We start from the raw sequence: 22826 nt of genomic DNA on the forward strand, positions 1-22826 counted from the left end.
AAGCGCTTGCTCAGAACATCACGGTACCGGCGAGTAGGGGGAGCGTCCAGCGGAACGAGTACGTAACGCTCGTCACGCCGTGACTCGCTCACCGACCCGGCCCTTACCCACCCGGCCTTTGCCCACCCGGCCCTTGCCCACCCGCCCGCCCGACTCGGTGGGCCGGGCCGTCCCGCCACGGGGCTCCGCCCCGGACCCCGCCGACACGATGACCGCAAGCCGCACCCGCCCCCGGCACCCGCCACACCACGTCGCCCACCCACCCACCCGACTCGGTAGGCCCAGAAGTCCCGACACGGGGCTCCGCCCCGGACCCCGGCGCAGCCGCGGCCTCGACACCGGCCCACCCCGACCCACCCCGGCCCACCCCGACCCGTCACCCCGCCGAAGCCGCCGCCCCCAACGCCCCCCGCGCCATCCGATGCAACAACTCCGCCGTAGCCCCCCGCCCGGGCAACGACCCCGGCCTCCCCAGATGCGGGGTCGAGTTCAGCAGCCCGAACACCGAGTGGACCGCCGACCGGGCGCTGGGTTCGGCCAGGTCCGGGTACACCTCGCGGACGACCTCCACCCACAACTCGACGTACTGGCGCTGGAGTTGGCGCACCAGCTTGCGGTCGGTGTCGCGGAGGCGGTCCAGTTCGCGGTCGTGGAGGGTGATCAGGGGGCGGTCGTCAAGGGCGAAGTCGATGTGGCCCTCGATGAGCGAGTCGAGCAGGACCTCCGGAGAGGTCACACCCTCCGCCTCCGCCAGGCGGCGCTTCGCGCCCGTCAGGAGCTGGCCGCTGATGCCGACCAGGAGCTCGGCGAGCATCGCGTCCTTGCCCGGGAAGTGGCGGTACAGGCCGGGGCCGCTGATACCGACCGCCGCGCCTATCTCGTCGACCCCGACGCCGTGGAAACCCCGCTCGGCGAAGAGCCGCGCGGCCTCCTTGAGGATCTGCTCGCGGCGGGTGGGGGCGTCGGTTCTCGTGGTCATGGGAGTAATTCTAGACAGGGAGGTTAGCGGTCGTTAACCTGAAGGAAATGGTTAACGCTCATTAACGGTCGAGAGTGACCGGGAGCGGCCGGGAGCAGCCGATCTCTGTGCGAGGGGACCCACGGAATGCATGAGGCACCGGAGCTGACGAGCGCGGCGGACCCCGCGTCGGAGGCGTGGCGGGCCAACGAGGCGGCGCACCGCGCGCTGGGCGAGGAGCTGCGCCAGAAGCTGGCCGCGGCCCGGCTCGGTGGTGGTGAGCGGGCCCGGGCACGGCACACCGCGCGCGGCAAGCTGCTCCCCCGTGACCGCGTGGACACGCTGCTCGACCCCGGCTCGCCCTTCCTGGAGCTGGCTCCCCTCGCCGCCGACGGGATGTACGACGGGGCCGCCCCGGCCGCCGGTGTCATCGCCGGCATCGGGCGGGTGAGCGGGCGCGAGTGCGTGATCGTCGCGAACGACGCCACGGTCAAGGGCGGGACCTACTACCCGATGACCGTGAAGAAGCATCTGCGCGCCCAGGAGATCGCCCTCGAGAACCGCCTCCCCTGTATCTATCTCGTCGACTCCGGAGGCGCCTTCCTGCCCATGCAGGACGAGGTGTTCCCGGACCGGGACCACTTCGGGCGGATCTTCTTCAACCAGGCCCGGATGTCGGGGGCCGGGATTCCGCAGATCGCCGCTGTGCTGGGGTCCTGTACCGCCGGTGGGGCTTACGTGCCCGCCATGAGCGACGAAGCCGTCATCGTCCGGAATCAGGGGACGATCTTCCTCGGCGGTCCGCCCCTCGTGAAGGCCGCCACCGGTGAGGTCGTCACCGCCGAGGAGCTGGGCGGGGGCGACGTCCACGCACGCGTGTCGGGCGTCACCGACCACCTCGCGGAGGACGACGCGCACGCCCTGCGGATCGTCCGGACCATCGCCGCCACGCTCCCCGCGCGCGGGGCCCTCCCCTGGGAGGTCACCGAGTCGGTGGAACCCAAGGTCGACCCGTACGGGATCTACGGCGCCGTCCCCGTCGACTCCCGTACCCCCTACGACGTACGGGAGATCATCGCGCGCGTGGTCGACGGCTCGCGGTTCGCCGAGTTCAAGGCCGAGTTCGGGCAGACCCTGGTCACCGGCTTCGCGCGCATCCATGGTCACCCGGTCGGCATCGTCGCCAACAACGGCATCCTGTTCTCCGAATCCGCCCAGAAGGGCGCCCACTTCATCGAGCTGTGCGACCAGCGCGGCATCCCCCTGGTGTTCCTCCAGAACATCTCGGGGTTCATGGTCGGCAAGGACTACGAGGCGGGCGGCATCGCCAAGCACGGCGCCAAGATGGTCACCGCCGTCGCCTGCGCGCGCGTGCCGAAGCTGACGGTGGTGGTCGGCGGCTCGTACGGCGCGGGCAACTATTCGATGTGCGGCCGGGCCTACTCCCCCCGCTTCCTGTGGATGTGGCCCGGCGCCAAGATCTCCGTGATGGGCGGCGAACAGGCCGCGTCGGTCCTCGCGACGGTGAAGCGGGACCAGTTGGAGGGGCGCGGGGAGGAGTGGCCCGCCGAGGACGAGGACGCCTTCAAGGACCCGATCCGGCAGCAGTACGAGCGCCAGGGCAACGCCTACTACGCCACCGCCCGGCTCTGGGACGACGGGGTCATCGACCCGACGGAGACCCGCCAGGTGCTGGGTCTCGCCCTGACCGCCTGTGCCAACGCGCCCCTGGGAGACCCCCAGTTCGGCGTCTTCCGGATGTGATGAGGGTGCCCGAGATGGTCGACACGTTCGAGATTCCCGAGACGCCCGAGACACCCCAGACACCCGAGGTACCCGCGATGTTCGACACGGTCCTCGTGGCCAACCGGGGCGAGATCGCGGTCCGCGTGATCCGCACCCTGCGCTCCCTCGGCGTGCGCTCCGTGGCCGTCTTCTCCGACGCCGACGCGGACGCCCGGCACGTCCGCGAGGCCGACACGGCGGTACGGCTCGGTCCGGCACCGGCCGCCGAGAGCTACCTGTCGGTGGAGCGGCTCCTGGAGGCGGCGGCCCGCTCCGGCGCGCAGGCCGTGCACCCGGGCTACGGCTTCCTCGCCGAGAACGCGGCCTTCGCGCGCGCGTGCGCCGACGCCGGGCTCGTCTTCATCGGTCCCCCGGCCGACGCGATCGCCCTCATGGGCGACAAGATCCGCGCCAAGGAGACCGTGGAGGCGGCCGGCGTTCCGGTCGTCCCCGGCGGCCGCGATCCCGAACTCGCCAAGGCAGCGCACGAGTTGGGCGCACCCGTGCTCCTCAAGCCGTCGGCCGGCGGTGGCGGCAAGGGCATGCGCCTGGTCCGCGACCTCACCCTCCTGGAGGAGGAGATCGCCGCCGCCCGCCGCGAGGCCCGCGCCTCCTTCGGCGACGACACCCTCCTGGTCGAGCGCTGGGTCGACCGCCCCCGCCACATCGAGATCCAGGTCCTGGCCGACGGCCACGGCAACGTCGTCCACCTCGGCGAACGCGAGTGCTCCTTGCAGCGCCGCCACCAGAAGGTCGTCGAGGAGGCCCCGAGCGTCCTCCTGGACGAGGCCACGCGCGTGGCGATGGGCGAGGCGGCGGTCCAGGCGGCCCGCTCGTGCGGGTACGCGGGCGCGGGCACCGTCGAGTTCATCGTCCCCGGCAACGACCCGTCGTCGTACTACTTCATGGAGATGAACACCCGCCTCCAAGTGGAGCACCCGGTCACGGAGTTGGTCACCGGCCTCGACCTGGTGGAGTGGCAGCTGCGGGTGGCGGCGGGCGAGCGACTGCCCTTCGCGCAGGACGACATCACGCTCACCGGACACGCGGTGGAGGCGCGCATCTGCGCGGAGGACCCGGCCAGAGGCTTCCTCCCCTCCGGCGGCACGGTGATCCGGCTCCACGAACCCCAGGGCGACGGCATCCGCACCGACTCCGGCCTCTCCGAAGGCACCGAGGTCGGCAGCCTCTACGACCCGATGCTCTCCAAGGTCATCGCCTACGGCCCCGACCGCGCGACCGCGCTCAGGAAGCTCCGCGCCGCCCTCGCGGACACGGTGACGCTGGGCGTGCCGACGAACGCCGGTTTCCTACGGCGGCTGCTGGCCCATCCGGCGGTCGTGGCGGGCGAGTTGGACACCGGGCTCGTCGAGCGGGAGGCGGACGGGCTGGTGCCCGGCGAGGTACCGGTGGAGGTCTACGCGGCGGCGGCGCTGCTGCGGCACGCGGCGCTCGCGCCCGGGCGGGGCTCCGGCTGGGCCGACCCGTTCGCCGCCACGGACGGCTGGCGGCTGGGCGGGGAGCGGGCCTGGACGGCGCACCCGCTCCAGGTACCGGGCCACGACCCGGTGACCGTGCGCGTCCGCCGCACACCCGAGGGCGGGACCGAACTGCTGCCGGACGGCGCCGAGAAGCCGCTCGGCGGGTCCGGCTGGGCCGGGCCCGACGGCCGGTTCGTCCTGCGGCTCGACGGACTCGTCCACACCTTCACCGCCCTGCCGGACGGCACCTGGCTGGGCCGGGACGGGGACGCGTGGCAGGTGCGGGACCACGATCCGGTGGCCGCCTCGCTCAGCGGGGCCGACCGGTCCGGTGCGGGTTCGCTGACCGCGCCGATGCCGGGGACGGTGACCGTGGTGAAGGTCGCCGTGGGGGATCAAGTGACCGCGGGACAGAGCCTGTTGGTGGTCGAGGCGATGAAGATGGAGCACGTCGTCTCCGCGCCGCACGCCGGCACCGTCGCCGAACTCGATGTGACGCCGGGCGCGACGGTCGCCATGGACCAGGTGCTGGCGGTCGTCACCCCCGTGGAGGAGGACCAGTGACAACCGGAGCAGGGACAAACGGGGCAGGGACAAACGGACCAGCGGCACTCCCGATGGTCGTACCGGCACCCGATCTGCCCGCCCGGGTGCGTATCCACGAGGTGGGCGCGCGGGACGGGCTGCAGAACGAGAAGGCGACCGTGCCCACGGAGGTGAAGGCCGAGTTCGTGCGGCGGCTGGCCGACGCGGGGCTGACCACGATCGAGGCGACGAGCTTCGTCCACCCCAAATGGGTGCCCCAACTGGCCGACGCGGAGCAGCTGTTCCCGCTCGTGCGGGATCTGCCGGGCGTGCGTCTCCCCGTCCTCGTGCCGAACGCCCGCGGGCTCGACCGGGCCCTGGCCCTGAAGGCGACCCGTGTCGCCGTCTTCGCCAGCGCCACCGAGTCCTTCGCCAAGGCCAACCTCAACCGCACGGTGGACGAGTCGCTGGCCGTGTTCGCCCCGGTCGTGGCCCGCGCCAAGGACGAGGGCGCCCATGTGCGCGGCTACGTCTCCATGTGCTTCGGCGACCCCTGGGAGGGCGCGGTCCCCATCGCCCAAGTGGTGCGTGTCTGCCGGGCGTTGGTCGACATGGGCTGCGACGAGCTGAGCCTCGGCGACACGATCGGCGTGGCGACTCCCGGGCATGTGCTGGAACTTCTGGCCGCGCTCAACGAACAGCACGTCCCCACCGACGTGTTGGGCGTGCACTTCCACGACACCTACGGCCAGGCCCTCTCCAACACCCTGGCCGCCCTGCAGCACGGCGTCACCACCGTGGACGCCTCCGCGGGCGGCCTCGGCGGCTGCCCGTTCGCCAAGTCCGCCACCGGCAACCTCGCCACCGAAGACCTCGTGTGGATGCTCCAGGGTCTCGGCATCGACTCCGGAGTCGACCTCGCCCGTCTCACCGCCACCAGCGTGTGGATGGCCGAACAACTGGGCCGACCCAGCCCGTCCCGCACCGTCCGAGCACTCGGCAAGACACCACAGCCCCACAAGGAGCAGTGACCCGCCATGGACCACCGTCTCTCCCCCGAACTGGAAGAACTCCGCCGTACCGTCGAGGAGTTCGCGCACGACGTCGTCGCGCCGAAGATCGGCGACTTCTACGAGCGGCACGAGTTCCCGTACGAGATCGTCCGCGAGATGGGCCGCATGGGCCTGTTCGGACTGCCGTTCCCCGAGGAGTACGGCGGGATGGGCGGCGACTATCTCGCGCTCGGCCTGGTCCTTGAGGAGCTGGCCCGGGTCGACTCGTCGGTCGCGATCACCCTGGAGGCCGGGGTGTCGCTGGGCGCGATGCCGATCCATCTCTTCGGCACCGACGCCCAGAAGGCCGAGTGGCTGCCCCGGCTCTGCTCCGGCGAGATCCTCGGCGCCTTCGGGCTGACCGAGCCGGACGGCGGATCCGACGCGGGCGCGACCCGGACGACGGCCCGCCTGGACCCGGACACCGACGAGTGGGTGATCAACGGTTCGAAGTGCTTCATCACCAACTCCGGTACGGACATCACCGGTCTGGTGACGGTCACCGCGGTGACCGGCCGCAAGCCCGACGGCAAGCCGCTGATCTCCGCGATCATCGTGCCGTCCGGGACCCCCGGCTTCACGGTCGCGGCGCCGTACTCGAAGGTCGGCTGGAACGCCTCCGACACCCGCGAGCTGTCCTTCGCGGACGTCCGGGTCCCGGCGGCGAACCTGCTGGGTGAACTCGGCCGCGGCTACGCCCAGTTCCTGCGCATCCTCGACGAGGGCCGGATCGCCATCGCCGCGCTGGCCACCGGTCTCGCGCAGGGCTGTGTCGACGAGTCGGTGAAGTACGCCAAGGAACGGCACGCGTTCGGGCGGCCGATCGGCGCCAACCAGGCCATCCAGTTCAAGATCGCCGACATGGAGATGAAGGCCCACACCTCACGGCTCTCCTGGCGCGACGCGGCCTCCCGCCTGGTCGCCGGCGAGCCCTTCAAGAAGGAGGCCGCCCTCGCCAAGCTGTACTCCTCCACGATCGCCGTGGACAACGCCCGCGACGCCACCCAGGTGCACGGCGGCTACGGCTTCATGAACGAGTACCCGGTGGCCCGCATGTGGCGCGACTCCAAGATCCTGGAGATCGGCGAGGGCACCAGCGAGGTCCAACGGATGCTGATCGCCCGCGAGTTGGGCCTCACGGGCTGAGAGCACGCCAGACGGGCGCCGGACCGTCCAGCCCCACCGACAACTCCCCCGAGATCAGGGCGATATGACGGTAGGCCCGTTCGGCGGCGGCCAACACCCGTTCCTGTACGGCTGGTTCGCCGAGCGCGCGGTCGAGGCGCTCGGCGAAGGCCGCCCAGCGGGTGCGGTCGCCGCTGCCGTAGTACGCGGCGCCGTTCCCGTCCGTGAGCCGGTACGCCTCGGTGACGTACCGGCACAGGAACATCGCGCCGAGGGTGGAGCCCTCCAACACGTAGAGGATGCCAAGGAGTTCGCGGGGTTCGGTCGCGGCGGTGCGGCGGATCTCCTCGGCGAACTCCTGGGCGGCCGGGCCGGGTTCGGGGGTCGTGCCCCGGGCGGCGAAGTGGTGCAGGTCGCGTTCGACGAGGGGGAGCTTGACGAGGTCGGGCGACCACACCGAGGTGACCGACGGGCAGGTGGTGCGGGTGAGTTCGGCTTCCAGCGCCTCCAACACCACCCGGTACGCGGCGAGTTGGCCGACGTAGCGGTCCAGCGGCAGGGTCCCGGCAAGCATCGCGGTGGCGAACCCCGTGCGTTCCAGGGCCTCGTGCCAGGCGCGGGTGCCGTTCCTCAGACGCTGGGTCGCCGTACTCACGTCCGTGTCGGTACCCGTGTCCGTCATACGCCGCTCCGCTGCCGGACCGCCGCGAGCAGACGGTCGATGAGGTGGCCCTTGCGTTCGATCGTCACATCGAAGTAGGCGGCGCTGCGCTCGGAGCGGCACACGCCGTGCACGGCGTCCTTCGCGGCACGCTTGAGGGCCACGGCCTCCTCGGCGAGCGCGAGGAGCGTGCCCTCCAGTTTGGGGTGACCGAGAACGTACGGTTTGAAGTCCTCGGCGGGCGGTGTGCCGCCGTCCTCGTCGAGGAGTTCCAGGAAGACCCGGTTGCCCAGGCCGTCGAAGTCCTCGTGGGTGTTGGCGCCGCCGAACTCGGGCACGAAGTCGGTCAGGTCGTTGAACAGCTGGCTGGCGAGGCCCAGTTGACGCATCGCGCCGTCCAGGGCGAGCCGGTCGTCCTTGACCACGCGCAGTCCCGCGACCGCCGCGTCGAGCGGCATCCAGAACAGGGTTCCGGTCTTCAGCGCGGCCGTCGACTCCCAGAAGTCGACCCGGGTGGCGCGCGGCGCGGCCAGCAACTCGGCGCGCGTGAGCGCCGTACGCGAGGACATGTCGACGGCCTGCCCGGTGAAGCCGCTGCCGACCGAGCGCACCAGGCTGTCCACCACGGCGGGGTCGGCCGCGTGCCGGAGCGCGGACATGATCAGCCAGGTGCCGGTGTTGAGGGCGAGCGGGGTGCCGTGAGTGGCGTGGAGGGCGGGTTCGCCGTAGCGGACGTCGCTGCCGTCCTGGATGTCGTCGAGGGCGACCGCGGCCTTCAGCAGAATCCTTACGGCAACTGCCGTGCGGCGGATCACCGCGAGGTCGTCGGCGGTGCTCTCCGGTTCCCCGGGGAACCCCCGGTAGTTGCGGTACGCCCAGTACACCATCGAGGGCCGCAGCGGGGCCCGGCCGCCGGGTGCCCCGGCCGTGGGGGGCAGCGCCTGCTGGCCCACTTTCGACCCGAGCGCGTCGGCGACCGGTTCGTACAGGGCGCGGCGCAGGGCCGTGTCGTAGACGGAGACCGCCGCCCGCGCCGGGGCGGTCAGCGCGTCGAGGAACTCGGCCAGGTCGTCCTCCAGCAGGGCCGCGTCGCTCCGGACCACCGCTTCCACGTCCGTCACATCCATCGTGGTTGCCACTCCACCTCCGCAGACGACCGAACAACAGTGCGCAGATCCCCGTAGAAGGAGCGTGATCACAACAGCCGGACGAGACAAGGCGGTTGAAAGCCAAATCGCCTAGGACATGGGCCGATAAGCCCGGCACAGGACAGGCACAGGGCGCGTACAGACCCGGGCGGCGGCAACCCCGCCCACTGGACAGATAGTGAGGTTAGGCTAACCTACCTTCGAATTGTCCGGCGGGCGCTCCCGCCCTGTTCGAAAGCAGCCACACATGTCCAACGCCCGTGCCACTCACCTCTCCCGCCGCGGCCTCCTCGCCGCGGGCGGCGCCCTCGGCCTCGGTGCCGCGCTCGCGGCCTGCGGCGACGACGACGCGAAAAGCGGTGGCTCGGACAAGGAGACGGCGGCCGCCAAGTCCGGCCCCTGGACCTTCAAGGACGACCGCGGCACCACCGCGAAGGCCGACAAGACCCCGGCGAACATCGTCTCGTTCATCGGTGTCGCCGCCGCGCTGCACGACTACGGCATCGAGTCCAAGGGCGTCTTCGGTCCGACCAAGCTGAAGAACGGCAAGGCCGACGTGCAGGCCGGCGACCTCGACATCAGCAAGGTCACCATCATCGGCAACGAGTGGGGCCAGTTCAACATCGAGAAGTACGCGGCCCTCTCCCCCGACGTCCTCATCACCACGATGTTCGACTCGGCCGGCACGCTCTGGTACGTCCCGGAGGAGTCGAAGAAGAAGATCCTCGCAGTGGGGGCGCCGACCGTCGGTATCTCGGTGTACGACATCCAGCTGCCGACGCCGCTCGGGCGGATGCTGGAGCTCGCCAAGTCCCTTGGCGCGGACACGAGTTCCTCTACGATCACCGCGGCGAAGAAGCGGTTCGAGGACGCGGCCGCCCGGCTGCGGGCCGCGGCCAAGGCCAAGCCGGACATCAAGGTGCTCGCCGGGTCCGCGAGCCAGGACATCTTCTACGTCTCCGGGTCCAACCTCTCCGCCGACCTCGAGTACTACAAGGCTCTCGGCGTGAACTTCGTCGAGCCGTCCGCTGCCGCGCTCAAGGCGAGTGGTGGGTGGTTCGAGAATCTGAGCTGGGAGAACGTGGACAAGTACGGGGCGGACATCATCATGATGGACAACCGGACGTCGGCGATTCAGCCCGCGGACATCACTGAGGGCACGTGGAAGAAGCTGCCGGCTGTGAAGGCGGGGCAGGTCATCGCGCGTAACCCTGAGCCGATTCTGTCTTACGCCAAGTGTGCGCCGTTGCTTGAGGATCTCGCGAAGGCGATCGAGAGCGCGAAGAAGGTCAGTTGATTTAGGGGTGGTTGCGCTTTGTGGGGAGCTGCGGGCCGGTTGTGGCTGGTCGCGCCCACGCGGTGGAGCCGCACATCGATACAGCCCCGCGCCCCTAGGGGGTTGGCCTTGACCTGCGATGAGGAGTTGCCCCGTGACTACGGCTGTTGCCGCCCCGTTCCGCTTCTTTTCCCTCCAGGTTGTGCGGACGGAGCGGCTCGGGCCGTCTCTGGTCCGGGTGACCTTCGGCGGGGACGATCTGGCGTACTTCTTCTCCGACGGGTGTGATCAGTCCCTGTCGTTGTTCCTCCCGCAGCCGGGCCAGTTGGAGCCCGCTGTGCCGTATGAACTCGGCGACGGGTGGTGGCAGGGGTGGCGTGAACTGCCGGACGACGTACGGGCCGTGATGCGGTCGTACACGCTCCGCGCCCTGCGCCGCGACCCCGACGAGATCGACATCGACTTCGTGCTGCACGAGCCCGCCGGGCCCGCTTCACGTTGGGCCTCCCTCTCCTCCGCCGGTGATCGGGTCGTGCTGCTCGGACCCGCGATCGCGGACAATCGCGCGATCCGGTTCCGGCCGCCGGAAGATGCCGATCTCGTCGTCCTGTGGGGGGACGAGACCGCCGTACCGGCCGCGTCCGCCATCCTCGAAAGCCTGCCGGCCGGCATTCGCGCGCGGGTGTGGCTCGAAGTCCAACACCCCGGGGACATCCAGGACTTGGCCACCGACGCCGATGCCGAGGTGACCTGGCTGGTGCGGGAGAGCCAGGGCGTCGAGGGGTCCCCCATGGCCCTCGGCGCCCTTCGGGATACCCAACTCCCGCCTGCCGAGCGGCCGTACGTGTGGATCGCGGGCGAGTCCGGTCAAGTGAAGGCGTTGCGGCGGCACTTCGTGGGTGAGCGGGGGTTCGACCGGCGGCGGGTGACCTTCGTCGGGTACTGGCGACAGGGGCTCAGCGAGGAGCAGTTGCGCGACGCCGAGTAACGGTGCGCGGGGCAGCTGGGGCGTGAGTGACGGCTGTCACGGGAGCGGCGGGTTTCATGGACGTTAAGTTAGGTTAGGCTTACCTAAGTTGATGTTGCGGAACCCCGCCGCTCACCTGTCCCGCACGGACTTCCCCACCGGAGGACCCCCACATGCGCTCGCACCTGCTCAATGACACGACTGCGGAGCACTATCGCCGCTCCGTGACTCAAGGCGTGGAGCGGGTGGCGGCCAAACTCGCCACCACCGAACGGCCGTTCACCGGCGTCACGGTCGACGCCCTCTCCCCCCTCATCGACCGCATCGACCTCGACCGCCCGCTGCACGACACCACCGCGGTGCTGGACGAGCTGGACGAGGTCTATCTGCGTGACGCGATCTACTTCCACCACCCCCGCTACCTCGCCCACCTCAACTGCCCGGTCGTCATCCCGGCCGTGCTCGGCGAGGCGGTGCTCTCCGCCGTCAACTCCTCCCTGGACACCTGGGACCAGTCGGCCGGCGGCACCCTCATCGAGCGGAAACTGATCGACTGGACGAACGAGCGGATCGGCCTCGGCCCGCACGCGGACGGGGTGTTCACCTCCGGCGGCAGCCAGTCCAACCTCCAGGCGCTGCTGCTGGCCCGTGAGGAAGCGAAGACCGACAGTCTCGCCAAGCTGCGTATCTTCGCCTCCGAAGTGAGCCACTTCAGCGTGAAGAAGTCCGCGAAACTGCTCGGCCTCGGGCAGGACTCCGTCGTGTCGATACCCGTCGGCGCCGACAAGCGGATGCAGACCGTCGCCCTCGCCCGTGAGTTGGAGCGCTGCAAGAGCGCCGGGCTCGTGCCCATGGCCGTCGTCGCCACCGCCGGCACCACCGACTTCGGCTCCATCGATCCGCTGCCCGAAATCGCCGCCCTGTGCGAGCAGTTCGGGGTGTGGATGCACGTCGACGCGGCCTACGGGTGCGGGCTGCTCGCCTCGCTGAAGCACCGGAGCCGGATCGACGGCATCGAGCGCGCCGACTCGGTCACCGTGGACTACCACAAGTCCTTCTTCCAGCCGGTGAGTTCGTCCGCCCTGCTGGTCCGCGACGCCGACACCCTGCGCCACGCGACCTACCACGCGGAGTACCTCAACCCGCGCCGCGCGGTGCAGGAGCGCATCCCCAACCAGGTCGACAAGTCCCTCCAGACCACCCGCCGCTTCGACGCGCTCAAGCTGTGGATGACGCTGCGCGTGATGGGCGCCGACGGCATCGGCCAACTCTTCGACGAGGTCTGCGACTTGGCGGAGGAGGGGTGGAAGCTGCTGGCCGCCGACCCGCGCTTCGACGTCGTGGTCGCGCCCTCGCTCTCCACCCTCGTCTACCGCTACATCCCCGCCGCCGTCACCGACCCGGCCGAGATCGACCGCGCCAACCTGTATGCCCGCAAGGCCCTGTTCGCCTCCGGTGACGCGGTGGTCGCGGGCACCAAGGTCGCGGGCCGCCACTACCTGAAGTTCACCCTGCTCAACCCCGAGACGACGGCCGACGACATCGCCGCCGTCCTCGACCTGATCGCCGGCCACGCCGAGCAGTACCTGGGAGAGTCCCTTGACCGCGCATCCTGAACCCGCAACCAAGACCTACGACTTCGTGGGCATCGGGCTCGGACCCTTCAACCTCGGCCTCGCCTGCCTCACCGAGCCCATCGCCGAACTCGACGGCGTCTTCCTGGACTCGAAGCCCGACTTCGAGTGGCACGCCGGCATGTTCCTCGACGGCGCCCATCTCCAGACCCCGTTCATGTCGGACCTGGTCACCCTCGCCGACCCGACCTCGCCGTACTCCTTCCTCAACTACCTGAAGGAGAAGGGGCGTCTGTACCCCTTCTACATCCGCGAGAACTTCTACCCGCTGCGCGTCGAGTACGACGACTACTGCCGCTGGGCCGCAGGCAAGCTCACCAACGTGCGCTTCAGCACGACGGTCACCGAAGTCGCGTACGAGGACGGTGCCGAGGTCTACGTCGTCCACACCGAGGCCGGTGACGTGTACCGCGCCCGGCACCTCGTCCTCGGCACCGGCACCCCTCCCTATCTCCCAGAGGCCGTCGCAGGCCTGGGCGGCGACTTCATCCACAACTCCCGTTACGTGCGGCACAAAGCGGAGTTGCAGGCCAAGGAGTCGATCACGCTGGTCGGCAGCGGGCAGTCCGCCGCCGAGATCTACTACGACCTGCTCAGTGAAATCGACGTCCACGGCTACGAGTTGAACTGGGTGACGCGCTCGCCGCGCTTCTTCCCGCTGGAGTACACGAAACTCACGCTGGAGATGACCTCCCCGGAGTACATCGACTACTTCCACGCCCTGCCGGAGCAGACCCGCTACCGCCTCACGGCCGAGCAGAAGGGCCTGTTCAAGGGCATCGACGGCGACCTCGTCAACGAGATCTTCGACCTGCTCTACCAGAAGAAGGTCGGCGGGCCCGTCCCCACCCGGCTGCTCACCAACTCCTCGCTGAACAGCGCCACTTACCGCGACGGCGTGTACGAGCTGGGGCTGCGCCAGGAGGAGCAGGAGAAGGACTACACCCTGCGCTCCCAGGGTCTGATCCTCGCCACCGGCTACAAGTACGCCGAGCCGGAGTTCCTCAAGCCCGTCCACGAGCGGCTGCGCTACGACTCGCGGGGCAACTTCGACATCGCGCGCAACTACTCGATCGACACCACGGGCCGGGGCGTCTTCCTGCAGAACGCCGGTGTCCACGCGCACAGCATCACGTCACCGGACCTGGGCATGGGCGCGTACCGCAACTCGTACATCATCCGTGAGCTGCTCGGCACCGAGTACTACCCGGTCGAACAGACCATCGCGTTCCAGGAGTTCGCCGTATGAGCACCCTCACCAAAACAGGCACCTTCACCTTCCGGCCCCTCGACCCGCTCCAGGACGCCGAGTTGCTGCACCGGTGGCTCACGCACCCCAAGGCCGCGTTCTGGATGATGCAGGACGCGAAACTGGAGGACGTCGAGCGCGCGTACATGGAGATCGCGGCCGACGAGCACCAGCACGCGTTGCTCGGGCTCCAGGACGGCGTTCCCGCCTTCCTCATGGAGTACTACGACCCCCGTCATCGCGAACTGGTGGGCCTGTACGAGCCGTTGCCCGGTGACGTCGGCATGCACTTCCTGACGCCGGCCACCGAGGCGCCCGTGCACGGCTTCACCCGTGCGGTGATCACCGCCGTGCTGGCCCGCCTCTTCGAGGACCCGGCCGTCGCACGGGTCGTCGTGGAACCGGACGTGTCCAACACCGCCGTCCACGCCCTGAACGAGGCGGTCGGGTTCGTGCCCGAGCGTGAGATCCAAAAGCCGGAGAAGAAAGCCTTGTTGAGCTTCTGCACACGGGAACAGTTCGTGACGGCGACAGCGGCTACGGCGGTGTCCGCATGAGCCTCGCCGACGCCGTGGCCCATCTCTCCCCCGAACGCTGGGAGAGGGCCAACCGCCTCCTGATCCGCAAGGCCCTCGCCGAGTTCGCGCACGAGCGGCTCATCACCCCCGAACTCGCCGAGCAGGACGGCGACTTGTACGTCGTCCGCAGCGACGACGGGCTGACCCGCTACCGGTTCGCCGCCACCCGGCACGCCCTCGACCACTGGCAGGTCGACGCCGACTCGATCACCCGTCACCGCGACGGCGCCGAACTCCCCCTCGCCGCCCTGGACTTCTTCATCGAGCTGAAGCAGGCGCTCGGGCTGACCGAGGAGATCCTGCCGGTCTACCTGGAGGAGATCTCCTCCACCCTCTCCGGCACCTGCTACAAGCTCACCAAGCCGCAGATCCCGGTCGCCGAGCTGGTGAAGAGCGACTTCCAGGCGATCGAGACGGGGATGACCGAGGGCCACCCCTGCTTCGTCGCCAACAACGGCCGCCTCGGCTTCGGCATCCACGAGTACCTCGCGTACGCCCCCGAGACCGCGAGCCCGGTCCGGCTGGTGTGGCTGGCCGCGCACCGCTCCCGGGCCGCCTTCACGGCGGGCGTCGGCATCGAGTACGAGTCGTTCATGCGGCGGGAGTTGGGCGCCGAGACCGTCGAGCGGTTCGGGCTGACCCTCGTCGACCGGGGTCTCGACCCCGACGACTACCTCCTCATCCCCGTCCACCCCTGGCAGTGGTGGAACAAGCTCAGCGTCACGTTCGCCGCCGAGATCGCCCGCGGCCACCTCGTGTGCCTCGGCGAGGGCGACGACGAGTACCTCGCCCAGCAGTCCATCCGGACCTTCTTCAACAAGTCCAACCCCGAGAAGCACTACGTGAAGACGGCCCTGTCCGTCATCAACATGGGCTTCATGCGCGGACTGTCGGCCGCCTACATGGAGGCGACCCCGGCGATCAACGACTGGCTCGCCCAACTCATCGAGAACGACCCGGTGTTGAAGTCCACCAGCCTGTCGATCATCCGTGAGCAGGCGGCCGTCGGCTACCGGCACCTGGAGTACGAGGCCGCGACCGACCGCTACTCGCCGTACCGCAAGATGCTCGCCGCGCTGTGGCGCGAGAGCCCGGTCTCCTCGCTCCAGGACGGCGAGTCCCTCGCGACGATGGCCTCGCTGGTGCACCTGGACCACGAGGGCGCGTCCTTCGCCGGCGCGCTGATCGAGCGGTCGGGGCTGACGCCGGTGGAGTGGCTGCGGCGGTATCTGCGGGCGTACTTCACCCCGTTGCTGCACAGCTTCTACGCCTACGACCTGGTGTTCATGCCACACGGCGAGAACGTCATCCTCGTCCTCAAGGACGGTGTCGTCGAGCGCGCGATCTACAAGGACATCGCCGAGGAGATCGCCGTCATGGACCCCGACGCGGTACTGCCGCCGACGGTCGAGCGGCTGCGGGTCGAGGTCCCCGAGGACAAGAAACTGCTCTCGATCTTCACCGACGTCTTCGACTGCTTCTTCCGCTTCCTCGCCGCCAACCTGGCCGCCGAGGGAGTCCTGGAGGAGGACGACTTCTGGCGTACGGTCGCGGACGTCACCCGCGAGTACCAGGACACGACACCCGAACTCGCCGACAAGTTCCGGCAGTACGACATGTTCGCGCCCGAGTTCTCGCTGTCCTGCCTCAACCGTCTCCAGCTGCGCAACAACAAGCAGATGGTGGACCTGGCGGACCCGGCCGGCGCGCTCCAGCTCGTCGGCACCCTGAAGAACCCCATCGCCGGGTTCTGACCCACAGAGCAGGCGGGCACCCCGGGGTACGGTCCCCCGGGGTGCCCGCCTTCTTCACCTCACGCCTCGTCAACTACTTCGCGGGCCAAGGAACTTGGGGCGACCGGTAGTAGTCGATCCCCAGCGCGTCCCAGCGCGGGGCCTGTGCCGCGAGCCGCACCTTGTACGTGTCCCAGTCGTGCGTCGAGGCCGGCGACCAGCCCAGCTCGGCCACGCCCGGCAGCCGAGGGAAGGCCATGTACTGGATATTGGCGTCGGTCACGATGGTCTCCGACCACAGCGGTGCCTCGACCCCCCGGATCGCCGAACTCGGCACCCCGGCAAGGTAGTTGCCCGGGTTCCAGTCGTAGGACCGCTTGACCTCGACGAGCCCCGCCCAGTCCTGGCCGAGCGGGGTGTCCTCGGTGTACTTCATGTCGAGGTAGACCCGGTCGGCGGGCGAGAGGATCAGCCCGGTGCCGTTCTTCGCGGCCTCGGCGACCTGCGCCTTCTCGGCGGCGTCGGTGTCGTCGAGGCCCCAGTACTGGGCGAGGGCGCCCTTCACCGGGTGGGCGCCGGTGATCTGGTGCCAGGCGATCACCGTCTTGCCGTACTTGGTGACGATGGGCTGCACCCGGTCCATGAACTTGACGTAGTCCTCATGGCTGGTGGAGTGCGCCTCGTCTCCCCCGATGTGGAGATAGCGGCCCGGAGTGAGCGCGGCCAGCTCACGGATCACGTCGTCCACGAAGCGGTACGTGAGGTCCTTGCCGACGCACAGCGAGCTGAAGCCGACGTCCGTGCCCGTGTAGAGCGGGGGCGCGACGCCGTCGCAGTTCAGGTCGGCGTAGGAGGCGAGGGCCGCGTTGGTGTGGCCCGGCATGTCGATCTCGGGGACTACTTCCAGGAAGCGCGAGGAGGCGTAGCGGACGATCTCCTTGTAGTCGTCCTTCGTGTAATAGCCGCCCGCGCCGCCGCCGACCTCGGTCGAGCCGCCGTAAGTCGCCAGGCGGGGCCAGGAGTTGACGGCGATGCGCCAGCCCTGGTCGTCGCTGAGGTGCAGATGCAGGGTGTTGATCTTGTAGAGCGCCAACTCGTCGATGTAGTGCTTGACCTGGGCGACGGTGAAGAAGTGCCGGGAGACGTCGAGCATCGCACCGCGGTAGGCGTAGCGCGGGGAGTCCTCGATCGTGCCGCCCGCGATCTGCCAGGGGCCGCGCTGCACCGACTTCTTCTCCACTGCGGCGGGCAGGAGTTGGCGCAGGGTCTGCACACCGTGGAAGAGGCCTGCGGGTCTGCTCGCGGTGATGGTCACCCCCGAGGCACCACTGACGAGCCGGTAGCCCTCGGCGCCGAACGCACCCTTGGCCAGGCGGAGTTGGATGCCGCCCTCGCCGTGCGAGGTGATGGGCAGCCGGTAGCCGGTGGAGGGGCGCAGGATGCCCGCGAGGTACGCGCCGATCCGGCGTGACTCACGGGTGTCGTCGACGCGGATCCGGGTGGCGCTCGTGATCCGGTACGGATGCCCGGCAGGGGTGACCTTGGCGGGTGCCGGGACAACTCGGCCCAGCGGGGTGGCGGCGGCGGGCGCGGTGGGCGGTGCGGCGCCGACGACGGACACGCTCGCGGCGGCGACGAGCAGCAGCGAACCGAGGAGGCGGGTCGTTCTGTGGCGCTGTCTCACAAGGCGTCTCACGAGCGGTCCCTTCCTTTGAAGTTCCCTGGAACTTCCTTTGAGCCCGGACAGGTACAGACCATTCTGTCGCCTGACCGGTGGAAGAATCCCTCCTATGGCGGAAATCATCCAGAAGGACGGCACCTGGATCTTCGACGGCGACGCCCTGCGGCTGACTCCAGGACGGGACAAGAACGTCGGCCTGTTCCGCAAGACCCTGGGTGAACTCGTCGTCCCCCTGGGCGCGTTGGCGGGCGTCTCCTTCGAGCAGGGCCGTAAGTCGGGGCGGCTGAGACTGCGGCTGCGCGACGGCGCCGACCCGCTGCTGCACGCCACCGGCGGCCGCCTCACCGAGGGCGACGACCCCTACCAACTCCCGGTCGAGTCGGACCGGTACGGGGTCGCCGAGTACTTCGTGGACGAGGTCCGCAGCGCCCTGCTGCTCGACCAGGTACCGGCCGACCCGGTGGACGCGTACCTGCTGCCGGGCCCCGCCGTACCGCTGTCGGTGTCCGCCGGGGACGGCACGGCGAGCTTCGACGGCGAGCGCGTACGGCTGGAGTGGAACTGGAAGACCGAGGACGCCAAGTCGGCGGCCGGTGCCCGCACGCTCGCCGTCACGGACCTCGTCGGCGTGGAGTGGCGCCCGTCGGCCGGTCTGGAGAACGGCTACATCCGCTTCTCGGTGCGCAACGCGCCGACCAAGGCACCGCCCAAGTACGACCCCAACTCCGTTGAACTGTGGGGCTTCAAGAAGGACCCGCTGATGGCCCTGGTCGCCGCGGCCGTACAGGCCCGCCTCCCGCACCCGGCCGCCGAGACGGACGTACGGCCTGAACAGCCCGAGCCCGTACGGCAGTTGGCGGCCGCCGCGGAGGACGGCCATGACGCGCTGCTGCGGCGGCTGCGGGAACTCGGGGAGCTGCACCGGGACGGGGTGCTCACGGACGAGGAGTTCGCCATGGCCAAACAGGCGGTCCTCAAACGGATGTGACCATCCGGGGAGGACCGCCTGCGGGATGAGTGGCGCCCTGCCTTCCGGGCGTAACTCGGTCTAGCTCAGGGCTACTTGGCCTTGCGGGCCACCGTGAAGCGGTCGATCTCGGCGCCGGTCTCGGCGATGCCGCGGACCGTCAGGGTCGCGGTGCGGCCCTTGTGGGCGGGCTGGACGTCGACGCGCAGGAACGAGTAGTTGAGGTAGCGGACGCGCGACCACGCGACCGTCTCGTTGACCTTGCCGTCCTTGGTGTTGACGAAGGCGGCGACCGAGTCGAGGTCGGCGACGTGGCCCTCGTAGGAGTCCGGGGCGGAGAACGCGTACAGGCTGCGGCCGGCCGCGCCCGCCGTCACGTAGACGACACCCTCGGTCTCCGGGTACGCCGTGCCGCCGATCGGCAGCTTCTTGACGACCGCGTTCTTCTTGATGACGTCGGTGCGCTCGTACTGGTGGTTGTGGCCGTTGATGACCAGGTCCACCGTGTACTTCTCGAACAGCGGCACCCACTCGTTGCGCACTCCCCCCTCCGAGGAGTGCGCGGTCGAGGTGCAGTACGCGCAGTGGTGGAAGAAGATCACCACGAAGTCGATGTCCTTGGACGCGCGGTACTTCTTGAGCTGCGCCTCCAGCCACTTGGTCTGGGTGCCGCCGGAGATGCCGAGGTTGGCCGGGATCTCGAAGGACACGTCGTTGGCGTCCAGCGAGATGACCGCCGTGTTGCCGTAGACGAAGGAGTAGACGCCCGGCAGGTTCTTCTTGTCGGGGCCGTTGTCCGGCAGGTTCCAGCGGGCGTCCTCGCCGCCGTAGCCGTTGGGCGAGTACCAGGCCTCCATGTCGTGGTTGCCGTAGGCGGGCATCCACGGCACGGACTTGGCGACCGACTCGGTCTGCGCGAGGAACAGGTCCCAGGTGCGCGAGTCGAAACCGGCGTCGGCGGTCTGGCCGGCGCCCGCCGGGTCGGCGTAGCAGATGTCGCCGGCGTGCAGGTGGAAGGACGGGTTCTGGCCCAGCAGGAGGCTGTTGTTGGCCAGGCCGTGGTAGCCGACGCCCTCGTCGCCGAAGGCGGTGAAGGTGAACGGCACGGCGCGGTCGGGGGCGGTGGTGAAGGTGCCCAGCGTGCCGAGCAGGTGGGCCTCGGCCGGGTCGAAGCCCGCGTGGCCGACGCCGTAGTAGTACGTCTTGCCCGGGCGCAGGTGGGTCAGCTTGGCGTGCAGGTAGTACTGGGTGTGGTCACCGCTCGCGCCGACGCCCGCCGGGGTGTACAGCGAGCGCACCTCGGCCTCGATCTTGTGGGAGAGGTCCCAGGGGTGCGCGCCGATCCGGACGAACGGTTTCTTGACGTTGGTCGGGACCTGCCAGGAGACCGTCACCTCCGTGCTCGGGTCGTTGCCGAAGGCGAGGTGCCGGCCGAACGGGGAGACGAGGGCCCCGTCCACCGACTCCGTGGCCGGGGTGGTCTTGGTGGTGGCCTGGGTGGGGACGGCCGCCTGGGCTATGCCGCCCGGTACGAACACGCCACCCGCGACGGCGCCGAGCGTGACGGCACCGCCCCTGATCATCGTGCGCCGCGAGAATCTCGCGCGCAGGTACTCGTGCTGCTCCGCCATGCTCATACGCTCTGCGAGCTCCGCGGGTACGCCCATACGAGGAATGTCCATGGCGTCTGAAACTCGTCGACATGGGCAACGGCGCGCAAGACACAGGATGGACAGCTTACGAACAGAGCCCCATAAGACTTTCAACAGCCCGTTGCCCGATATCGGGCAGGATTCTTGCAAAGCTTCCCCCGGTACCCCAGGATCAACCGGGTGCACGACGAACTCGTTGATCATCTGACGCGCTCCTCCCCCCTCAACCGGGGCGAGGCACTGCGGGTGATCCAGGACGTGCTCGCCTACTTCGACGAGACGACCGAGGAGTACGTCCGTCGCCGCCACCGCGAGCTCCAGGCCCAGGGCCTGGTCAACGCGACGATCTTCGACCGGATCGAGGCGGACCTGAAATACCGGGCGGTCGCACCACCGGAGCTCACGCTCAGGCAGCTGCGCCGCATCGTCTACGGCTAGGAATACCTATACATATGTGCGGAATCGTCGGATACATCGGCAGGCGTGACGTTGCTCCCCTTCTGCTGGAGGGCCTGCAGCGGCTGGAGTACCGCGGCTACGACTCGGCGGGCATCGTCGTGACGACCCCGAAGACGGCCGGCCTGAAGATGGTCAAGGCCAAGGGCCGGGTCCGTGACCTGGAGGCCAAGGTCCCGGCACGCTTCAAGGGCACCACCGGAATCGCCCACACCCGCTGGGCCACGCACGGCGCCCCCTCCGACGTGAACGCCCACCCGCACATGTCGGCGGACAGCAAGGTCGCCGTCGTCCACAACGGCATCATCGACAACGCGTCCGACCTCCGGAAGAAGCTGGAGGCGGACGGCGTCGAGTTCCTCTCCGAGACCGACACCGAGGTCCTCACCCACCTCGTCGCCCGCTCGCAGCAGGAGAAGCTGGAGGACAAGGTCCGCGACGCCCTCCGGGTGATCGAGGGGACGTACGGCATCGCCGTCCTGCACGCCGACTTCCCCGACCGCATCGTGGTGGCTCGAAACGGCTCCCCGGTGGTCCTCGGGATCGGCGAGAAGGAGATGTTCGTAGCCTCGGACATCGCCGCACTCGTCACTCACACGCGCCAGATAGTGACCCTGGACGACGGCGAGATGGCCACCCTCAAGGCCGACGACTTCCGGACATACACGACCGAGGGCACCCGCACCACGTCCGAGCCCACCACCGTCGAGTGGGAGGCCGCCTCCTACGACATGGGCGGCCACGACACCTACATGCACAAGGAGATCTTCGAGCAGGCCGACGCGGTGGACCGCGTGCTGCGCGGCCGCATCGACGACCGCTTCTCCACCGTGCACCTCGGCGGCCTGAACCTGGACGCCCGCGAGGCCCGGCAGATCCGCCGCGTGAAGATCCTCGGCTGCGGCACCTCGTACCACGCGGGCATGATCGGCGCCCAGATGATCGAGGAGCTGGCCCGCATCCCCGCGGACGCCGAGCCGGCCTCCGAATTCCGGTACCGCAACGCGGTGGTCGACCCCGACACCCTCTACATCGCGGTCTCCCAGTCGGGCGAGACCTACGACGTCCTCGCCGCCGTCCAGGAGCTGAAGCGCAAGGGCGCCCGCGTCCTCGGCGTGGTGAACGTCGTCGGCTCGGCGATCGCGCGCGAGGCGGACGGCGGCATGTACGTGCACGCGGGCCCCGAGGTCTGCGTCGTCTCGACCAAGTGCTTCACCAACACCACAGTGGCGTTCGCCCTGTTGGCGCTCCACCTCGGCCGCACCCGGGACCTCTCGGTCCGCGACGGCAAGCGCATCATCGAGGGCCTGCGCAAGCTCCCGGCCCAGATCACCGAGATCCTGGACCAGGAGGAGGAGATCAAGAAGCTGGCGGCCGAGTACGCCGAGGCCCACTCGATGCTCTTCATCGGCCGGGTCCGCGGCTACCCGGTGGCCCGCGAGGCCTCCCTGAAGCTCAAGGAGGTCTCGTACATCCACGCCGAGGCCTACCCCGCCTCGGAGTTGAAGCACGGCCCCCTCGCCCTCATCGAGCCGGCCCTCCCCACGGTCGCGATCGTCCCCGACGACGACCTCCTGGAGAAGAACCGCGCCGCCCTGGAGGAGATCAAGGCCCGCAGCGGCCGCATCCTCGCGGTGGCCCACCAGCACCAGGAAAAGGCCGACCAGACGATCGTCGTCCCGAAGAACGAGGACGAGTTGGACCCGATCCTGATGGGCATCCCGCTCCAACTCCTCGCGTACCACACGGCGTTGGCGCTCGGCCGGGACATCGACAAGCCCAGGAACCTCGCGAAGTCAGTCACGGTCGAGTAGCCGTCTTTTGTCTTTAGGGGCGCGGGGAACTGCGCGACCAGCCCCCACCGGCCGCAGAGGCCAACGAAACAGAACGGCCCCCCA

General features: G+C 69.4%; 18 protein-coding genes. 13 read left to right on the top strand and 5 right to left on the bottom strand.

Annotated elements, in window-relative coordinates; genetic code table 11:
• Positions 1-376: 376 nt before the first annotated feature.
• Complete coding sequence (locus R2B38_RS13655) at positions 377-979, bottom strand: TetR/AcrR family transcriptional regulator (protein ID WP_318016478.1); 603 nt, start codon at positions 977-979, stop codon at positions 377-379.
• A 126-nt stretch (positions 980-1105) separates the two neighbouring features.
• Between R2B38_RS13655 and R2B38_RS13660 the strand changes: the two genes are divergently transcribed.
• The 4 genes from R2B38_RS13660 to R2B38_RS13675 all read left to right on the top strand — a co-directional run bounded on the left by R2B38_RS13660 (position 1106) and on the right by R2B38_RS13675 (position 6947).
• On the top strand, positions 1106-2722 hold the full coding sequence (locus tag R2B38_RS13660) for a carboxyl transferase domain-containing protein (RefSeq protein ID WP_318016479.1): 1617 nt from the start codon (positions 1106-1108) through the stop codon (positions 2720-2722).
• A 77-nt stretch (positions 2723-2799) separates the two neighbouring features.
• Positions 2800-4788: an acetyl/propionyl/methylcrotonyl-CoA carboxylase subunit alpha gene (locus R2B38_RS13665; protein ID WP_318021671.1), complete on the top strand. Its 1989-nt coding sequence runs from the start codon at positions 2800-2802 to the stop codon at positions 4786-4788.
• Positions 4789-4841: 53 nt separating this feature from the next.
• On the top strand, positions 4842-5780 hold the full coding sequence (locus tag R2B38_RS13670) for a hydroxymethylglutaryl-CoA lyase (RefSeq protein WP_318016480.1): 939 nt from the start codon (positions 4842-4844) through the stop codon (positions 5778-5780).
• 6 nt (positions 5781-5786) lie between these two features.
• A complete protein-coding gene (locus R2B38_RS13675; RefSeq protein WP_033283850.1) occupies positions 5787-6947 on the top strand; it encodes an acyl-CoA dehydrogenase family protein in 1161 nt (386 codons plus the stop codon).
• Here R2B38_RS13675 and R2B38_RS13680 read toward each other — a convergent pair.
• Both R2B38_RS13680 and R2B38_RS13685 read right to left on the bottom strand, forming a co-directional pair.
• A complete protein-coding gene (locus R2B38_RS13680) occupies positions 6937-7608 on the bottom strand; it encodes a biliverdin-producing heme oxygenase (protein WP_318016481.1) in 672 nt (223 codons plus the stop codon). The two genes, R2B38_RS13675 and R2B38_RS13680, sit on opposite strands and share 11 nt — an antisense overlap.
• Positions 7605-8726, bottom strand: a complete 1122-nt coding sequence (locus R2B38_RS13685; protein WP_318016482.1) for a polyprenyl synthetase family protein — start codon at positions 8724-8726, stop codon at positions 7605-7607. The genes R2B38_RS13680 and R2B38_RS13685 overlap by 4 nt, the downstream gene beginning before the upstream one ends.
• Positions 8727-8982: 256 nt before the next feature.
• On the opposite strand from R2B38_RS13685, the gene R2B38_RS13690 reads away from it, so the two are divergent.
• The 6 genes from R2B38_RS13690 (at position 8983) to R2B38_RS13715 (ending at position 16193) form a co-directional block, all read left to right on the top strand.
• Positions 8983-10032: an ABC transporter substrate-binding protein gene (locus tag R2B38_RS13690; RefSeq protein ID WP_318016483.1), complete on the top strand. Its 1050-nt coding sequence runs from the start codon at positions 8983-8985 to the stop codon at positions 10030-10032.
• A 133-nt stretch (positions 10033-10165) separates the two neighbouring features.
• Positions 10166-10999, top strand: a complete 834-nt coding sequence (locus tag R2B38_RS13695) for a siderophore-interacting protein (protein WP_318016484.1) — start codon at positions 10166-10168, stop codon at positions 10997-10999.
• Between the two features lie 152 nt (positions 11000-11151).
• Positions 11152-12594: a lysine decarboxylase DesA gene (gene desA / locus R2B38_RS13700; RefSeq protein ID WP_318016485.1), complete on the top strand. Its 1443-nt coding sequence runs from the start codon at positions 11152-11154 to the stop codon at positions 12592-12594.
• The gene (locus R2B38_RS13705) at positions 12578-13861 is read left to right on the top strand and encodes a lysine N(6)-hydroxylase/L-ornithine N(5)-oxygenase family protein (RefSeq protein ID WP_318016486.1); all 1284 of its coding nucleotides are present in this window, start codon (positions 12578-12580) and stop codon (positions 13859-13861) included. Before desA ends, R2B38_RS13705 begins: the two co-directional genes overlap by 17 nt.
• Positions 13858-14418 carry a GNAT family N-acetyltransferase gene (locus tag R2B38_RS13710; RefSeq protein WP_318016487.1) on the top strand — a complete coding sequence of 187 codons (561 nt, stop codon included), beginning with the start codon at positions 13858-13860 and terminating at the stop codon, positions 14416-14418. Before R2B38_RS13705 ends, R2B38_RS13710 begins: the two co-directional genes overlap by 4 nt.
• Positions 14415-16193, top strand: coding sequence for an IucA/IucC family siderophore biosynthesis protein (locus R2B38_RS13715; RefSeq protein WP_318016488.1), 1779 nt, complete (start codon positions 14415-14417; stop codon positions 16191-16193). The genes R2B38_RS13710 and R2B38_RS13715 overlap by 4 nt, the downstream gene beginning before the upstream one ends.
• Before the next feature lie 73 nt (positions 16194-16266).
• Here the strand turns inward: R2B38_RS13715 and R2B38_RS13720 are convergent, their stop codons facing one another.
• A complete protein-coding gene (locus tag R2B38_RS13720) occupies positions 16267-17856 on the bottom strand; it encodes a beta-N-acetylhexosaminidase (protein WP_318021672.1) in 1590 nt (529 codons plus the stop codon).
• A gap of 106 nt (positions 17857-17962) precedes the next feature.
• Here R2B38_RS13720 and R2B38_RS13725 point away from each other — a divergent pair, with 106 nt between their 5' ends.
• Complete coding sequence (locus tag R2B38_RS13725) at positions 17963-18841, top strand: DUF4429 domain-containing protein (protein ID WP_318016489.1); 879 nt, start codon at positions 17963-17965, stop codon at positions 18839-18841.
• A 71-nt stretch (positions 18842-18912) separates the two neighbouring features.
• Here R2B38_RS13725 and R2B38_RS13730 read toward each other — a convergent pair whose 3' ends face one another.
• A complete protein-coding gene (locus tag R2B38_RS13730) occupies positions 18913-20487 on the bottom strand; it encodes a metallophosphoesterase family protein (RefSeq protein ID WP_318016490.1) in 1575 nt (524 codons plus the stop codon).
• A gap of 165 nt (positions 20488-20652) precedes the next feature.
• Here R2B38_RS13730 and R2B38_RS13735 point away from each other — a divergent pair, with 165 nt between their 5' ends.
• Both R2B38_RS13735 and glmS read left to right on the top strand, forming a co-directional pair.
• Positions 20653-20910, top strand: coding sequence for a hypothetical protein (locus tag R2B38_RS13735; protein ID WP_033283838.1), 258 nt, complete (start codon positions 20653-20655; stop codon positions 20908-20910).
• 14 nt (positions 20911-20924) lie between these two features.
• On the top strand, positions 20925-22742 hold the full coding sequence (gene glmS, locus R2B38_RS13740) for a glutamine--fructose-6-phosphate transaminase (isomerizing) (protein ID WP_318016491.1): 1818 nt from the start codon (positions 20925-20927) through the stop codon (positions 22740-22742).
• Positions 22743-22826 lie beyond the last annotated feature (84 nt).

The sequence above is a fragment of the Streptomyces sp. N50 genome (genome assembly GCF_033335955.1).
Classification (GTDB): Bacteria; Actinomycetota; Actinomycetes; order Streptomycetales; family Streptomycetaceae; genus Streptomyces.

Coding starts and splice junctions, on each gene's coding strand:
- R2B38_RS13715 (WP_318016488.1), top strand. CDS start 14,415: ATGAGCCTCGCCGACGCCGTGGCCCATCTCTCCCCCGAACGCTGGGAG.
- desA (WP_318016485.1), top strand. CDS start 11,152: ATGCGCTCGCACCTGCTCAATGACACGACTGCGGAGCACTATCGCCGC.
- R2B38_RS13675 (WP_033283850.1), top strand. CDS start 5,787: ATGGACCACCGTCTCTCCCCCGAACTGGAAGAACTCCGCCGTACCGTC.
- R2B38_RS13680 (WP_318016481.1), bottom strand. CDS start 7,608: ATGACGGACACGGGTACCGACACGGACGTGAGTACGGCGACCCAGCGT.
- R2B38_RS13670 (WP_318016480.1), top strand. CDS start 4,842: ATGGTCGTACCGGCACCCGATCTGCCCGCCCGGGTGCGTATCCACGAG.
- glmS (WP_318016491.1), top strand. CDS start 20,925: ATGTGCGGAATCGTCGGATACATCGGCAGGCGTGACGTTGCTCCCCTT.
- R2B38_RS13710 (WP_318016487.1), top strand. CDS start 13,858: ATGAGCACCCTCACCAAAACAGGCACCTTCACCTTCCGGCCCCTCGAC.
- R2B38_RS13725 (WP_318016489.1), top strand. CDS start 17,963: ATGGCGGAAATCATCCAGAAGGACGGCACCTGGATCTTCGACGGCGAC.
- R2B38_RS13730 (WP_318016490.1), bottom strand. CDS start 20,487: ATGGGCGTACCCGCGGAGCTCGCAGAGCGTATGAGCATGGCGGAGCAG.
- R2B38_RS13655 (WP_318016478.1), bottom strand. CDS start 979: ATGACCACGAGAACCGACGCCCCCACCCGCCGCGAGCAGATCCTCAAG.
- R2B38_RS13665 (WP_318021671.1), top strand. CDS start 2,800: ATGTTCGACACGGTCCTCGTGGCCAACCGGGGCGAGATCGCGGTCCGC.
- R2B38_RS13660 (WP_318016479.1), top strand. CDS start 1,106: ATGCATGAGGCACCGGAGCTGACGAGCGCGGCGGACCCCGCGTCGGAG.
- R2B38_RS13690 (WP_318016483.1), top strand. CDS start 8,983: ATGTCCAACGCCCGTGCCACTCACCTCTCCCGCCGCGGCCTCCTCGCC.